Annotated in this window: 14 protein-coding genes; 6 read left to right on the top strand and 8 right to left on the bottom strand. The window is 37.8% G+C overall.

All coding sequences use genetic code 11. The features are described 5' to 3' along the window. Positions 1–57 precede the first annotated feature (57 nt). Positions 58–1,344, bottom strand: coding sequence for a beta-ketoacyl-[acyl-carrier-protein] synthase family protein (locus tag CW736_RS10860; protein ID WP_101013962.1), 1,287 nt, complete (start codon positions 1,342–1,344; stop codon positions 58–60). A gap of 281 nt (positions 1,345–1,625) precedes the next feature. Here CW736_RS10860 and CW736_RS10865 point away from each other — a divergent pair, with 281 nt between their 5' ends. Then, positions 1,626–2,501 carry a DUF547 domain-containing protein gene (locus CW736_RS10865; RefSeq protein WP_232735351.1) on the top strand — a complete coding sequence of 292 codons (876 nt, stop codon included), beginning with the start codon at positions 1,626–1,628 and terminating at the stop codon, positions 2,499–2,501. Positions 2,502–2,540: 39 nt separating this feature from the next. On the opposite strand, the gene CW736_RS10870 is transcribed toward CW736_RS10865, so the two are convergent. The 7 genes from CW736_RS10870 to CW736_RS10900 all read right to left on the bottom strand — a co-directional run bounded on the left by CW736_RS10870 (position 2,541) and on the right by CW736_RS10900 (position 9,570). Further along, positions 2,541–2,981 (bottom strand): 3-hydroxyacyl-ACP dehydratase FabZ family protein, encoded by a 441-nt coding sequence (locus tag CW736_RS10870; protein WP_101013963.1) that lies wholly within the window; start codon positions 2,979–2,981, stop codon positions 2,541–2,543. Between the two features lie 637 nt (positions 2,982–3,618). Next, a complete protein-coding gene (locus tag CW736_RS10875) occupies positions 3,619–4,401 on the bottom strand; it encodes an SDR family oxidoreductase (protein ID WP_101013964.1) in 783 nt (260 codons plus the stop codon). Beyond that, a complete protein-coding gene (locus CW736_RS10880) occupies positions 4,395–5,447 on the bottom strand; it encodes a type III polyketide synthase (protein WP_101013965.1) in 1,053 nt (350 codons plus the stop codon). The genes CW736_RS10875 and CW736_RS10880 overlap by 7 nt, the downstream gene beginning before the upstream one ends. Then, on the bottom strand, positions 5,431–6,165 hold the full coding sequence (locus CW736_RS10885; RefSeq protein WP_101013966.1) for a methyltransferase domain-containing protein: 735 nt from the start codon (positions 6,163–6,165) through the stop codon (positions 5,431–5,433). Before CW736_RS10885 ends, CW736_RS10880 begins: the two co-directional genes overlap by 17 nt. Beyond that, on the bottom strand, positions 6,149–7,258 hold the full coding sequence (locus CW736_RS10890) for an NAD(P)/FAD-dependent oxidoreductase (RefSeq protein WP_101013967.1): 1,110 nt from the start codon (positions 7,256–7,258) through the stop codon (positions 6,149–6,151). Before CW736_RS10890 ends, CW736_RS10885 begins: the two co-directional genes overlap by 17 nt. 34 nt (positions 7,259–7,292) lie before the next feature. Then, positions 7,293–7,508: a hypothetical protein gene (locus tag CW736_RS10895; RefSeq protein WP_101013968.1), complete on the bottom strand. Its 216-nt coding sequence runs from the start codon at positions 7,506–7,508 to the stop codon at positions 7,293–7,295. A 61-nt stretch (positions 7,509–7,569) separates the two neighbouring features. After that, positions 7,570–9,570: a thiamine pyrophosphate-dependent enzyme gene (locus CW736_RS10900; RefSeq protein WP_101013969.1), complete on the bottom strand. Its 2,001-nt coding sequence runs from the start codon at positions 9,568–9,570 to the stop codon at positions 7,570–7,572. A gap of 106 nt (positions 9,571–9,676) precedes the next feature. On the opposite strand from CW736_RS10900, the gene CW736_RS10905 reads away from it, so the two are divergent. The 5 genes from CW736_RS10905 to CW736_RS10930 all read left to right on the top strand — a co-directional run bounded on the left by CW736_RS10905 (position 9,677) and on the right by CW736_RS10930 (position 14,965). Beyond that, positions 9,677–10,435 carry a phosphatase PAP2 family protein gene (locus CW736_RS10905; RefSeq protein WP_101013970.1) on the top strand — a complete coding sequence of 253 codons (759 nt, stop codon included), beginning with the start codon at positions 9,677–9,679 and terminating at the stop codon, positions 10,433–10,435. A gap of 29 nt (positions 10,436–10,464) precedes the next feature. Next, positions 10,465–11,415: an isopenicillin N synthase family dioxygenase gene (locus tag CW736_RS10910; protein WP_101013971.1), complete on the top strand. Its 951-nt coding sequence runs from the start codon at positions 10,465–10,467 to the stop codon at positions 11,413–11,415. A gap of 533 nt (positions 11,416–11,948) precedes the next feature. Next, positions 11,949–13,796, top strand: coding sequence for a PLP-dependent transferase (locus tag CW736_RS10915; protein ID WP_101013972.1), 1,848 nt, complete (start codon positions 11,949–11,951; stop codon positions 13,794–13,796). Positions 13,797–14,160: 364 nt separating this feature from the next. Beyond that, positions 14,161–14,469: a hypothetical protein gene (locus tag CW736_RS10925; RefSeq protein WP_101013974.1), complete on the top strand. Its 309-nt coding sequence runs from the start codon at positions 14,161–14,163 to the stop codon at positions 14,467–14,469. 271 nt (positions 14,470–14,740) lie between these two features. After that, on the top strand, positions 14,741–14,965 hold the full coding sequence (locus CW736_RS10930; RefSeq protein WP_101013975.1) for a hypothetical protein: 225 nt from the start codon (positions 14,741–14,743) through the stop codon (positions 14,963–14,965). Positions 14,966–15,248: the final 283 nt, after the last annotated feature.

A 15,248-nucleotide genomic window follows, 5' to 3' on the forward strand; every position in this document is an offset into this window, starting at 1 on the left:
TAAACCATTAAAAATAACGTCCAGATCAGTGAAGCCCCTTTTCTGAGAATTCAGTATTTAAGAACTATACTTTTTAAGTAGGACACATGCGTTTACATCTCCGAAACCGAAACTCGCCTTGGCCAAAATATTAAGATCTACGTTTGCAGAGCTTAAAGGGAAGCTGGTTTTGTCAATTAAATCAGTAATCTCAGGATGTAAAGAGCTGATATTGCTATTTCCATAGACCTTTTGCTCTTTTAATTGTAGCACTGCTCCTACCAATTCCACACTACCTGCTGCAGCTAAGCAGTGGCCTATATAAGATTTAAAGGTATTTATAAAAGGAAACTCTGCGCCTTTACGGTTTAAAGCGGTCGACCAATTTTTAATTTCAAAAGCATCTTTTGAAGTTGCGGTGAGATGTCCATTAATGGCATCAATCTCTGTTGCAGTTACTCCAGCATCTTTCATTGCCAGATGTATACAATCTTGTACAGCTTGACCATTAGGAGCTGTCATAGAGCCGTCAGCTCTATGTCCACCAGAATTTACAGCGCCACCCAATACCTCTGCATAGATAGTTGCCCCTCGTTTTTGAGCACTTTCTAAATGCTCTAAAATAAAAGCTCCAGCCCCAGATCCAGGCACAAAACCTGCTGCATCATCTGATAAAGGCCTGCTTGCATTTTCTGGATCCTCGTTGTATTTAGTTGGTAAAATCCGCATTGCATCAAATCCGCCCCAAATATAAGGTCCAGAATCGCTAGTAGAACCCACCAGCATTTGCGATGCTTTTCCAGCAGCAATACGCTCATAGCCCATAAGAAAGGCTTCTGTACCTGTGCAGCAAGCACTAGAATTACTGGTGACCATATTACCACAGCCTAATTCTCCTGCCAGCCAGGCACTGATACCGCTGGTCATGGTTTGAATCACGCTGGTACTTCCTAAGCGGCGCACTTTTTTATCATCAATTAAATGAATGGCTTCCCTGAATTTTTCACCACCGCTTTGTCCAGTTCCAAAAATGATTCCCATTTCTGATAGGGCCTTTTCTGGACCAGCGATTTCCAAACCAGCATCCTTAAAAGCTTCTTTTCCAGCGATAACACCATAAACCAGGCCACTAGCTTTTAAGCCTCTCAGTTGTAAAGGTGTAAAATTATCGGTAAGTAATTCTTCAGTAATTTGTGGGGTGCCAGACACTTGGCAGCCAAAGTTTAAATCGGCTAATTGTGGATCAAATCGTATTCCAGAGGTTTGTTCTTGTAAGGCTTTCGCGAAAGCGGAAACCCCAACGGCATTAGGTGCCACAACCCCCATTCCTGTAATAACAACTCGTCTTCTATTATTTGTATTCATAGCTGCACTAAACTACATAATCTTTAGTAGATATGAGGTATTGTTATTTATGGACTTTTACTCTTTGATTGATTGAATAGGACTTCATAGATGCAACAGGTGGAGACTTTTCAAATTTTGTGTTCAAGTGATAAGGTTAAATTAAGCCCAGATATAGGTGTGCGTTTTATTCATAGGTGTATCTTTATTGCAGTATTCCTAAAGGATTCAGGTTTTGGTCTTGGTAAACATCAGGCAAGTGGTCTGGTTTAGGAATAGGACAGTACTTAAAAAAACAGATTATGAGACATACCCTATCTTTATTGGTTGCACTATTGGTTATAGGCTTTTGTAGCTCCCAAAAGGAAGACGTGCAAGAACAGTATTTATCAAATGATATAGTTCCTTCTGTGCATCATCCTAAAATGGACATACTGATGGAAGAAGTCATCGAATTAGAAGAGAAGAACTATTTCTCAGAAGACGAAGAGGCTGAAACTACACTTGAAGAAGAAACTAGGCCGATGAACAAAGAAGCCTTTGATCACAGCCGTTTTGATCAATTGCTTAAAAAATATGTCAACAAAAACGGTATAGTAAATTATGCTGGAATTAAAAAAGATCAAAAACCCTTAAAGGACTACTTAGAAACCATTAGGGTACACGCACCAGACGATACGTGGAGCCGTCAGGATCAGTTTGCCTATTACTTGAATGCTTATAATGCGATGACCATTGATTTGATTGTCAGAAACTATCCATTAAAGAGTATCAAAGACATCAAGGATCCTTGGGAACAACGCAACTGGAACATAGGCAAAAAATCGATCAGTCTAGAAGAGATTGAGCATGAAATTTTAAGGAAAATGAACGAGCCACGCATTCATTTTGGGATCAACTGCGCCTCTTTTTCTTGTCCGCCATTGATGAATGAAGCTTTTACAGCTGCTAAAGTGGATGTACAATTGGAGCGTTTAGCAGTACAATTTATCAATGATCCTAAGCGCAATAAGATAACAGCAGATAGAATCGAAATTTCCAATATCTTCAGATGGTTCAAAAAGGATTTTACCGAAAATGGTGATCTCATTGATTTTTTAAACAAATACAGTAAAGTTCCAATTGATAAAAATGCCCGAGTGCGTCATATGGATTACGATTGGAGTTTGAACGAATAAGCGTTGATTTGAGTTAGTTGCGTAAGCGACAAAACGAGATTAGTTAGCGATTATAATCCCACTCATCCAGCCTTCAGCGATCTTATCCTCGTTCTCATCTATCATTTGTACCATAACCTTCAATTTACCAAAACGAAAATATTCTTTCTTTGCAGTAACGATGACTGTTGTTTCTGGTAAAACAGTATTTAAGAAAGTAATGTGATTTTCTGTAAAGGCAAATTGAAGAGGTTTCTCTTCATCTTGCATCAAATAACTCCCTAAGCAAGCCAAACCTATTTGAGCCATACATTCTGTTAGAATAACGCCAGGAGTTACTGGGTGGTCTTTAAAATGGTGCTTATAGAAGTATTCGGTCTTTTGAAAATGGTAAATCCCGATTACACTATTGTCATCGATCTCTAATAATTGATCTACAAACTTAAATCCGTCACCATAAGGGAGATTGGCGACTATTTTTTCTATTGGATTCAGGAGCATTTTTTTGGATTATTAAGTATGATGTACAAATCTATAGAATTTTGAAGTTGGATTTCAACTTGGCTTCAAGTTTTGGTTTCCCAACCCTAATTTTAAGTTAGCGTTCCCCAAAGATAAAGGCTTCAGAAGCACCATTCTATTTCATTTCAATTTTAAAAATTTCAACCTTTAGGTCGAGGTAAGATTTCATTTTTTTAATTCAAGTTCAAATTCGACTTCGAGTTCAACTTCGAGTTCTCTGGCCTATCCTAAATCCTTTCCAAAGGAAAGGACTGCTGTTTTCTTTGTAATGGCTTTTGAGAGTAGATTCGGGTTAGAGTTCGAGTTCAAGTTCGAGTTCAACTTCGTGTTCAAGTTCGAGTTCGACTTCGAGTTCAAGTTCGAGTTCTCTGGCCTATCCTAAATCCTTTCCAAAGGAAAGGACTGCTGTTTTCTTTGTAATGGCTTTTGAGAGTAGATTTGGGTTAGAGTTCGTGTTCGAGTTCAAGTTCGAGTTCGAGTTCGAGTTCAAGTTCGAGTTCAAATTCAAGTTCGACTCAGAGTTCGACTTCGAGTTCGACTTCGACTTCGAGTTCAAGTTCAAATTCGACTTCGAGTTTCCGTTCCCCATCCCTAAAGGGTGCGGAAACAATAACTTTTACTGCAAATTTTCACCGCCATCTACTTTGATAACCGTTCCAGTAATCCAGCTTGCTTCTTCCCTACTCATTAAATACACCGCGTTTGCCACTCGCTCTGGAGTGGTTAATTCTTGATGAGGATTACGCTTTAGACTTGCTGCCATCAATTCTTCGTATATAGGAATCATACTCAAACTCAAGGTATCGGTAACTCCGGCTTGTATACAATTGGAAGTAATTTGGTATGGAGCAAACTCAATGGCTATACTCCTATTGATGGCTTCTAAAACTGCTTTTGCGGCGCTCACGGCAGCATAAGATTTCATAGGCTTGGTACTTCCTTCACTTGTAAAACTTAGAATCTTTGCTGGTTGAGCAAACAAATTAGTGTCGTAAAGTGCTTTGGTCCAGCTGTACAAGCTTATCCCCATAGAATGAATCGTTTGCTGGAAATCATTAGTAGTTAATGTTTGATTCCCTGTTAATGGCTTTAGATTGCCTTTAGAGATGCTGTGCAGCAGCACACTAATTTTTCCACCTTTTAAAAAGTCTTCTATTTTTGACAAGTTTTGTTCTAGTTGATCCTCTCTAGTCGCATCACTATTAATGGTAACTAACTGTATGTCATAAGAACGCAATACATCAAACCTAGCTTCTATATGTTCCATTTGCATTCTGGCTGCTCTATAGAAAATGATCAAATTCATTCCATGTTGAGCCAATTTTAAAGCACTAGCATAACCTAAGCCACTACTACCGCCTAAAATTAAAGCATACTTATCTTTAAACTCTGTTACCATTCTAACAGTATTCTTTGAGCTGTAAATCCGGGTCCAAAACTCAACATCAAACCCTTAGAGCCTTTGTTGAGCTCACGACTCATAAAGCGTTCTAAAACAAATAGAACCGTCGCGCTACTCATGTTTCCATAGATACGCAATACTTCTTTGGTGTCGTCTATATTTTTACCGAGTTTATGAAACAGTTCTTCTACGGTTTGTACGATCTTTTTACCTCCAGGATGGAAAATTAAATGATCAATGTCGTTGATAGTTAATCCATTCTTTTCTAAAAACGGATGAATAATAGCTGGAAAATGACTGGCTATAGTTTCTGGAACAGATTTGTCCAACACCATTTGCAAACCACTGTTCACTAGGTCAAACCCCATCATGTGTGTTGCATCTGGGAAGTGATACATTTCATGGGCTTTTATGGTTGGGCCGTTGTCTTCTTCACAAGAAGAAAGCAATACACAGGCGCATCCATCACCAAAAATAGCAGCACTCACCATATTAGCCATAGAGAAATCATCTAATTGGAAGGTTGCCGTCGGTGCTTCTACAGCTAGTACTGCTGCTTTTTTATTTGGATTTGCTCTCAGGAAATTTTCAGCATAGATCAGTCCAGAGATTCCAGCGACACAACCCATTTCTGTAACTGGTAAACGCACGATATCTTGTCTCATCCCCATGGAGTTGATCAAATAGGCATCAATAGACGGGATCATGATACCTGTGCAACTTACGGTGATGATGTAGTCGAGTTCTTGAGCATTCCAAGAGGCTTTTTCTAAAGCTTTCTCTATTGCCGTTTGAGCCAGTGGTACCACTTCTCTTTTATAAATATCATTGCGGTCTTGAAAAGAAGTCCTCGTAAAGACCTCTATAGGATCCATGATGGAATAACGTTTATCCACGCCTGCACCTTCAAAAATTTTGATGGTTTTACGTCTCAAACGCTCGTCCTGACCAGAAAGCCATTCTTCAACAAAGGGTAAAATGTCTTTGGTTTCCTTATAATACTGCGGCGTTACCGTCGCTACACTTTTAATTTTTACGCTCATCTATTGGAATTATCCATATAAAACGGAACGACCACTTCCATGTCCATCGGTCATTTTTTACGCCTATAGCAGCTGCATATTTCTTAAAATCTCTGCCTTTAAAACCTGATGCAATACTGATCAATCCATCGTGTTTAGAGATCTCATGTTTTATAAAAATAGGGCTTATATATTTAAAAAAAAGAAAGGCAATCCTATGCCTGTGCAAGTCGTTAATAATGATACTTTTTGTTGTAATCTCTTTAAACTTGGAAAGAAAACTTACGATTTCTTCGTCATCAAAATGATGCATGGTTAAAGAGCTAATCAGAATATCACATTGCAATTCTGCTGGGTTGGTCTGCAGAATATCGCTTTCGCGAAAGCTTAACCTTGACAATCCCTCACTCTTATTACGAGCTTTCTCAATAGATCGGGCAGCAAAATCTAGCCCAAGAAAGCTGATATTTTCTCTATTCAAATGGGCTTCTAAATAACGCAACATCTCGCCATCACCACAACCTGCATCTACTATTACCAATGCTTGATCGGGGTGTTTTGAGACTTCTTTTTTTACCGCCTGAAGCATAAATTTAAATCCGCCTAGCAGATTATTCACCGTATTGATATCGTCAACAGCATGTTGCAAGGTGACTTCATCCAGCTTTGGATCATCCATCCATTCTGGATCGGTGTTGCGTTTATGAGATTCGTAAGTAATACTAGATAGGTTTCCCATGAGTGCCTTTTATGGTGGTAGATAATAAAAAAGGGAATTTACGAAGGAACCATAGACCCCAGCTTGTATAGGTCTTGTTTAAAAGTATTCCTTGCAGGATACGTCCTATTTTTAAACGTTTGCGGAATGTTTTTTTCCACCTATTGGCATAATTCTTCAAGGCTTGTTCTCGGGATAAATCATTCCTAAGGAAAGGATGTAACTCTTCAAAAGCGATTTTGGCGCTGTGTATAGCCATAGCCATTCCATTACCGCAAAGCGGGTGTATTAAACCTGCTGTATCTCCTAACATAAGAATGTTGTTTTCTACAGGTTCTTTCTTTTCAAAAGAGATTTGAGAAATTGTAATGGGCTGCTCCCAGGCAGGGACAGCTTCTTTAAAAAAACTGTTTAAAAACTCATTTTTTGACAGTACTTCCTCATTAAAGTCTGTGACGTTTTTATGCTTTTTAAAAGAATCATAACTAGCTAAGTAGCAAAGGTTCACATATCCATTTTCTACCTTAGAAATACCCGCATAACCACCATCAAAGTTGTGTAGTTCTACCAGGCGATCACTCATATCGTACTTGTAATGCATCTTAACTGCGAGCCATGGTGATTTTTGTTGTATAAATTCACGATCTAGCTTTTTATCTAACAGAGATCGTTTTCCAGTTGCCATGATAAATTGCTTACACTGCAAATTTTGAGAAGTAGTGTTGACTTGAAAAGAACCTTTTTCAAAAACAGCATCAATGACCTTATCTTGAAGGAAATCGGCGTTTTTAATGGCTTTTTGATACAGTAGGTGATCGAGATGATACCTTGAAATTCCTTTACCACCCTGAGGCAATGGGCACTCTATAGATCGATGACCAGCAAGGGTGAATTTTAAGTTTTCTAAATCAACAGACGATTCTCGATCCAGATCAATCTCTAGGCTCTTTAGGAAACCGATGACTTCATTGCTCAAATACTCACCACACATTTTATGGCGCGGATACGCATCTGGATCTATACACAGGACGTTGAAATCTTTAGAAAACAAAATTGCCGCTGTAAGACCTGAAAGTCCTCCACCGGCAATAATTATATCGTATTCTTTTTTCACTATTCAAAGATAGTAGCTCTAGATACATTTCAGCTTAATTAGACTCTTTATCTTTATATTTTGTCTTCTGTATAAGTTTTAAAACTAAATAAACAACTAATAGAGTTCCAAATAAAGTCAATAAAGTGATTGCGGTGTTCATTAAAGAGCCACCTTCAGGGTCGGGACCAAAGAATACTAAAAAAGCAAATATAATAGTCAAGGTCCAAAGTACATAGCGAAAATTATCCGCCTCATCCATAAATTTCATAACTTCATTTTATTAGTTTGCTCAGGGGTGTATCAAAAGTATCATATTTATTAACTTTAATTTAATATTTTAGCAACTTTTTTAATTTTTCTTTTAAATCTTGTAACGGAAGGTAATTATTTTCTAAGCCTTTTTCAAAAGGAATCGGTGTGTCAATACTTCCTAACCTCATTACAGGAGCATCTAAATATTCAAAGCATTCTTCACTAATAAAGGCTGCTATATCACTAATAACGCTTCCTGTTAGATTGTCTTCGGTTACTAATAAAACCCTTCCTGTTTTTTGAACTGATTTAATTATCGCCTGTTTATCTAAAGGAACTAACGTTCTTAAATCTATAAGGTCTATAGAAAGATTTTCTTCCTTGATCAATTGCTTTGCCCAATGTACTCCTGCTCCAAAAGTAATGATGGTGGCATCATTACCTACGCAAATGTTTAATGCTTTTCCTAATTCAATATTGTAGTAACCGTCTGGAACGTCATCATAAATGGAACGATATAATGCTTTATGTTCAAAGAATAGTACTGGATTGGGATCTTCTATGGAGGCAATTAATAAGCCTTTAGCGTCTGCTGGAGTTGAAGGGTATACGATTTTAAGTCCTGGCACGGTATAAAACCAAGATTCATTGGTTTGTGAGTGAAAAGGCCCAGCTCCTACTCCTGCTCCACAAGGCATACGTATCACCACATCTGCTTTTTGATTCCAACGGTAATAAGATTTGGCCAGGTAATTAACAATAGGATTAAAGCCGCTGCTCACAAAATCGGCAAACTGCATCTCTACGACTGCTTTCATCCCCATAATACTCAAACCCATTCCAGCTTCTACAATTGCGCTTTCACAAATAGGGGTGTTTCTAACGCGTTCTCTTCCGTATTTTTCTACAAATCCATCGGTTATTTTAAATACTCCCCCGTATTCTGCGACGTCTTGTCCCATAATCACCAGATTGTCATAGGCATCCATAGCTTCCTCTAGTCCATCTTTTATAGCATCTATCAAACGTATGTTTTGAGAAGAACTATCGGGATTCACTTGATTGAATGTGTGTGGTGCAAACACATCTGCCAGTTCTAGTTCTGTTGTTGATTCAGGTAAAGCTTTCGCGAAAGCGGTATCTAAACCATCGTTGATCTCTTTTTTAAACTCCTTATTCCAGTTTTTAATTAGATCGCTAGAAATAATATGTTCTTCCAGTAAAAACTTTTCAAATCTGGATAAAGGATCTCTTTGTTCCCAATATTCCAACAATTCATCAGGCACATATTTGGTGCCACTTGCCTCTTCATGACCACGTCTTCTAAAGGTCTTGAACTCGATCAACACTGGATGAGGACGTTCCCGCATGTCATTCAATATCGCCGAAATTTTAGTGTATACTTCTATGATATTATTCCCATCTATAATATGAGATTCCATACCATAGCCCAATGCACGGTCTGCGAGGTGTTCACAATTGTATTGTTCTGAAGTAGGTGTGCTGAGTCCATAACCGTTGTTTTCTATACAGAAAAGCACCGGTAAACTCCAAACACTGGCTACATTAAGCGCCTCGTGAAAATCGCCTTCACTCGTCCCACCTTCACCAGTGAAAACCGCAGTGGCTTTACCAGTGTTGTTCATTTTTTGGGCAAGTGCAATCCCGTCTGCAACCCCTAGTTGTGGACCTAGGTGTGAGATCATCCCAATGATTTTATACTCTTGAGTACCAAAGTGAAAACTTCGGTCCCGGCCTTTGGTAAAGCCTTCTGCTTTCCCCTGCCACTGTGCAAAGAGCTTCCATAAGGGTATTTCTCGAGAGGTAAAAACACCAAGATTTCTATGCATAGGTAAGATGTACTCATCCTTTTGCATAGCAGCGGTAAGACCTATAGAAATTGCTTCCTGGCCTATTCCAGAAAACCATTTAGAAATACGGCCTTGACGCAAGAGAATTAACATCTTCTCTTCTATCAATCGAGGCATTAGCATTTTTTTATATAAATCTATAAGCACCTTATGATCTAAGGTATTGCTGTATAGTTTTTTTAAGTCAGTTTGATCTGTATCTATCATTAGTACGTAGTGTATTTCAAATGTAAGATAATCTGTCTACTTCCTTTAAGGTTGTAGCAAAAGAGTAGTCCTCATTTACTAACTTTGTATCAACAATCAAAGTTCTATGAAACAACTTCTTTTACTATTCTTCATTTTCTTTTCGATCACCTGTCATAGCCAGCAAAAAGTAGCTGATTCCCTTCCGTTTCAAAAAGAAGTAAGTTTTAAATACTCTTCCCTCCTGCTTCCTACTGGACTAGTAAGCTACGGTATTCTAGGGATTAAGAATGACCCTGTTAGAAAATGGGATCGGGATATAAGAAAGAGTCTGGACCCTAATGGCACTAAAACTTCTGTAGATGACTACATTCTATTCACTCCTATTGCAGCTGCTTACGGGCTCGACCTTGCAGGTATAAAGGGGCGAAACAACATGCTTGATAAAAGTACTATTTTAGGAACCTCTACCCTATTGCTGTATTCCAGTGTGAATATCATCAAGAACAATACAAACATAAGAAGACCCAGCGGCAAGTCTCAAAGCAGCTTTCCATCTGGTCACACAGCGATTTCATTTATGGCAGCAGAATTCCTGCATCAAGAATACGGTCAAGTATCCCTATGGTACAGTATAGCCGGTTATTCCATGGCAACAGCGACTGGCTTTTTGCGCATGTACAATGACAAACACTGGTTCAGTGATGTTATGGCAGGAGCTGGAATAGGAATTTTATCCATAAAAATAGCTTACTGGCTGTATCCTTTACTAAAGAATGTTATCTTTAAAAACAGAAATAAAACACTAGAATCTCAAGTACAGTTTCAATTGACACCCTTGTACACAGGTAATGAGTTGTTGCTCGCTACTTCACTGAGATTTTAATTACAGAACTTCTAATACTATTTATTACCATGACTAATATCCCAAGTGTAGATCTAGCTGACTTTCTGAGCGACGATCCTAAGAGAAAAGAAAAATTTATCAACGAGATAGGCGCTGCTTATGAAGACATAGGTTTTGTCGCTTTAAAAAACCACTTCTTATCTGATGAATTGGTGGAAGAATTATATACAGAAGTAGAGCAGTTCTTTCAACTTCCTAAAGCTACTAAACTCGGTTACGAACGCGAGGAGCTGAATGGCCAGCGTGGTTATGTCTCCTTTGGAAAGGAACACGCAAAAGGAAAAAAAGAGGGCGATTTGAAGGAGTTTTGGCATTTTGGACAAGAAGTGTCAGCAGATGCTCAGTTAGATGAAGTCTATCCAGATAATGTACAAGTTAAGGAGCTTCCAGAATTCAACAAAGTAGGAATGCAAGCCTACCGCATGCTAGAGAAAACTGGTATTTATGTACTCAGAGCTTTGTCACTTCACATAGGTTTGAAGGAAAACTATTTTGATCATTGGGCAAGTAATGGGAACTCGATCTTGAGACCTATTCATTACCCACCCATCACCAGTGAGCCAGATAATGCCGTACGAGCAGGAGCACATGGAGATATCAACCTTATTACTTTATTGATGGGTGCAAGCGCACCAGGATTACAAGTTCAAAATCGCCAAGGCGAATGGATTGATGCTATTGCTCAAGAAGATGAGCTGGTTATTAATGTAGGTGATATGCTGCAACGCCACACCAATAATAAACTGCGCTCTACCATCCACAGAGTGGTAAATCCGCCACGTGAATTGTGGCATACGAGCCGCTACTCTATCCCCTTTTTCTTGCACCCACGTAGTGATATGAAATTGGACTGCCTAGAAGAGTGTGTGGATGAGAATAACCCAAAACAATACGAAGACATTACCTCAGGTGATTTCTTACACCAGCGACTGGTGGAGATTGGTTTAATTAAGAAGTAGTTTCTTAAGATTACAGATCGCCATCGCTTACAGAGTTTAGCTCTAGCGATAGCTCATAGTACTAAAGTCCACTGGAAGTTGATTCTCGGGGACTTTTTTTTTATGGACGCTTTCGCGAAAGCGGAATAAATCAAATCATGATGACAATAGGTCCTGTTTATAAGGGTTCTTTTCTTATTCAATTATAAGTGGTTTAAATTTCTTAAATTGGATTACTGAAATTGATACATAGCATAAAGCCCACTGATTACTAGCGGTAGTGTCATTTAAGAGCTCTGTAAAAGCATCAAGGCTAGAAGGTTTACACAAGATATTACACAGGAGATGATGCGTCTAAGACCTATAATGTCCTGTTTCTGTTAATAGCAAATAAAGTGTTTTAAGTAGAAGCTGCCACCTTTAACAGGGTCCTATATTTTTGCATCCTCTTTTTCTTAGAAACTAATAGTTTGATAAAGTGGTTCAAAACGTCTTGTTAAACCTTTAAGGTTGGCTTTTTAAATCCATATTTTTACGTTCTTAAAGTAAAAAATATGTCAGACAGTAAAGTGCTCCATTATATCAAAGAAGTTTTAGAAAACATGCCTAAAGACTGGATAGGTCTGACAACACATCGTCTAGATCTTTATGAGGAGAAACTAGCTAAAACTCAATTTTTAGAGCAGTTCGAGACCTTGTTTGAGGCTGACAATACGCAAACTTCTGCTCTAAGCATTCTACCTACTGCCTACGATTATATTCGTTTGGGACATCCGTTATCTTCTATATTAGAATGGGCAATTGCTCAATTGAATCATACGGAATCCGATCATGTGATCAGTTTTGCATCAAAAACAATTCCTGTTTTAGCGGTACTTAGAAAAAACTTGTTGGATCAAAAAAACACTCAAATACTCTATACCGGTGAATTGCCAGAACTATTGGACGCCGATTTATTGAGAGCTGTTTATGGCTATAACTTTGAGTTGCGCCAAGTGGATGATCTAGAAAAAGTTCCTGCATTTAACGGCAGCAGCATTTATATTTCGCAAAAAAATGACATTGGCCATTTTGACCTTGTTCCCAATGTTGATTTCTTTATCAATATTCACGCTCACTTGGGCAGTGTTCTATTAGTTAACGGTTCAAAAAACGAATCTTATATTTCAGATATTCAGCATGTAAGAAGAAGGGAGACCATAGCCATGACTCCAGCCGATTCTTATACCGCGTTACAATCACTGGTTGAAAAAACTCTTATACCAACAAGGGAAACTTTAGCTGTGGAGTCCAATAAAAAGAGCGTGTTAGCATCCATTGCAACAGTTACGGGTTCCCAAACAAAAGCCTTAGTAGGTTCTTGTGGTTTATCCATTCAATATGCTATTATGATGGGGCTGATAGATGAAGCATTAGAAAAACATCCTGGTAAGGCAATTAAGTTTATAGTCCCTCCTAATTGTTATGGTGGCACAAATGATCAAGCTAGACGAGTAGCAGCTTGCCTTGACACTGTTGAAGTGGTGGATCTACCCGTGGATGGAGATAACGATATGGTTAAAAGTATTGATACTGTTTTAAATCAAATAGCTCATGAAGATGCGATACCTTATATCATTGCTGAAATCCCAACCAATCCTAGAGTTGAAGTGCCAGATCTTCTCCAGTTGAAAGCGGTCTTAACAAAAGAGCGCACCACCAATACTGGTGAAGTGGCTATAGATCCTGTTTTTATTTTAGATCAAACTTTTTGTCCTAATTATCACTTTTTAGGAGATGGAAAAATACTCTCTACTGTAAGAACTATATCCTATGCAAGTGGATCAAAATTTCCAAGCGGTGGTCAATGTACTGCTGGATATTGTATAGGAAATAAAAAGACAGTCTCTTTGATGGATAAAGTGGAAAAACATTTAATTTTCTGCGATAATGAGGCGACTGATCTGCAATATGAAATATTAGCAAGACAATTGCCTTCTATGAATCAACGAATCAACGATGCTTATAAAAACACTCGCGAATTTGTAAATTTCATAGCTAAAACCTTACCTGAGGCTAAAATCAATTTTGTATCTGAAGATATAGCCGATCAAGGCTTTACCCCATCTGTATTTTCATTAGACCTTCCTACTAAAGGATCCACTGATGAAGAAAGAGAATCTTACAAAAGGACGTTGAATCTTAAATTGATTCATTTAATGATTGCCGAAATTCCAGACGAAAGTAAATTTTGTGTGAGTTATGGCCAATTAAAAGGATGCTACTGGACCGTACCTGCCACCTCGACTCAAGGAACTACTAAAGAAGGTGATAAAGATTATATTGTACGTGCCTCACTGTCACCAAATTTAGATTTGGAGCGTCATAAAGAAGTGTTTTTAGAATTTGTGGAACAAATTTGATAAAAATCTACATGCGCTGCTTTATAAGGAGTTGTGCTTCATTAGAATAAAATGAAAAGTGAATTAAATCAAATATTAGAATCCCTACCTAGGTAGGTTCCTTGGAGTAAAATTGTTGAATTTGACAACTTCGATGAAAGGTTATCGGCAATAAGTATTTTGTTTGTAAACACGATTGGCGTTTGTGAAAATTATATCGAATTCTGTCCTGATAACGAACCACCTCAAAGAGAAGAAATACTATCGTGGATATGGTCATATAGACCTGACTTAACAAATGAACTCTTAGAGCTGGACTTGTCTGAAGACTTCAAAAAACTTATTGTTTATTACAAATCCTCTGAAATGAGTAAATTTTGGGAATATGTCAGTTAGTCACGACACAATAATACAAATTGAAATTGATGATTCTGGAAAACTTCATATTAAACCTGAATATGAAAAGTTTATTATGATTTATAGGACTGCGACTGAAGTTCATTGGAATACAGAAAACAATACTCTTTACTCTCCTACGCCAAGAGATAGGACATACCTAGAGTGGTTTGAACAAATTATTAAAGTGGTTAAAGAAGAATGTTCTTGCGATTTATACATAACGGAACAAACGGAATGGATTAATATCCCTAACCAATTGAAAAAAGAAATAGCGAAAGCACAACAATGGCCATAATTAGTAAGGGTTTTGGTGCTTAACCTAAAGTTTAGAGCTTTAAACTAGTCCTTTTTAACAGTAATTTCAATAGTCTCCTTTGCCTAGCAAGGTTATGTCAAGTGTGTTTTTCTAAAAAAAATAAGCCGTGTCCATAAAAGCACCAAAAACCATAGACTTGATTCTTGGCGCTTTTTTATTGTTGTTTAAATGACGTATTAAAAGAAATAAAGATCTTTGAATAAACCAGACTTCTCGCAACTCTAGTATATTGCACAAGTAAAACAGTATTATGAAATTAAACTTATTGTCTTGTGATGCTCAGAGACCAGATAAAAGAGCGATAGCCCAATGTATTGCAGAGATTTCATTTCAAATGAATGCCTCTTTATCAAATGAATTGACAGATATTCTTCTTGAAGGAGATGCAGTAGACATTGAGGTAGAAGATAAAAACACCGCCACTGCGCTAAGATTATTGCGCAAACTAAGTATCGACTACGAGATTATAGAATAAACCAAATTAGGCATACCCAACAGGCCTATCTACTACTAACAAATTTCTAAAAACGTATGGATAGTACTCTTCAAAATAAAGCTGTTCTTATCTCCTTTCCCTTTTTAAAATAATCATCAAGTCATTCCAAGGTTTGGAACTTTTACAAAATAAACAGGTTTAGTTATCCTTATAAACCTATCCAGAAGCCATACCACTCGTATTGGAGTAGATAGCTCCCTTTTACTGCTATTGCTTCAGTCTGTAATCAGACCATAAGCAGAAGTCTTTTCTAGGCTTTTAT

Source organism: Nonlabens sp. MB-3u-79, assembly GCF_002831625.1.
In the GTDB taxonomy this organism is placed as follows: domain Bacteria; phylum Bacteroidota; class Bacteroidia; order Flavobacteriales; family Flavobacteriaceae; genus Nonlabens.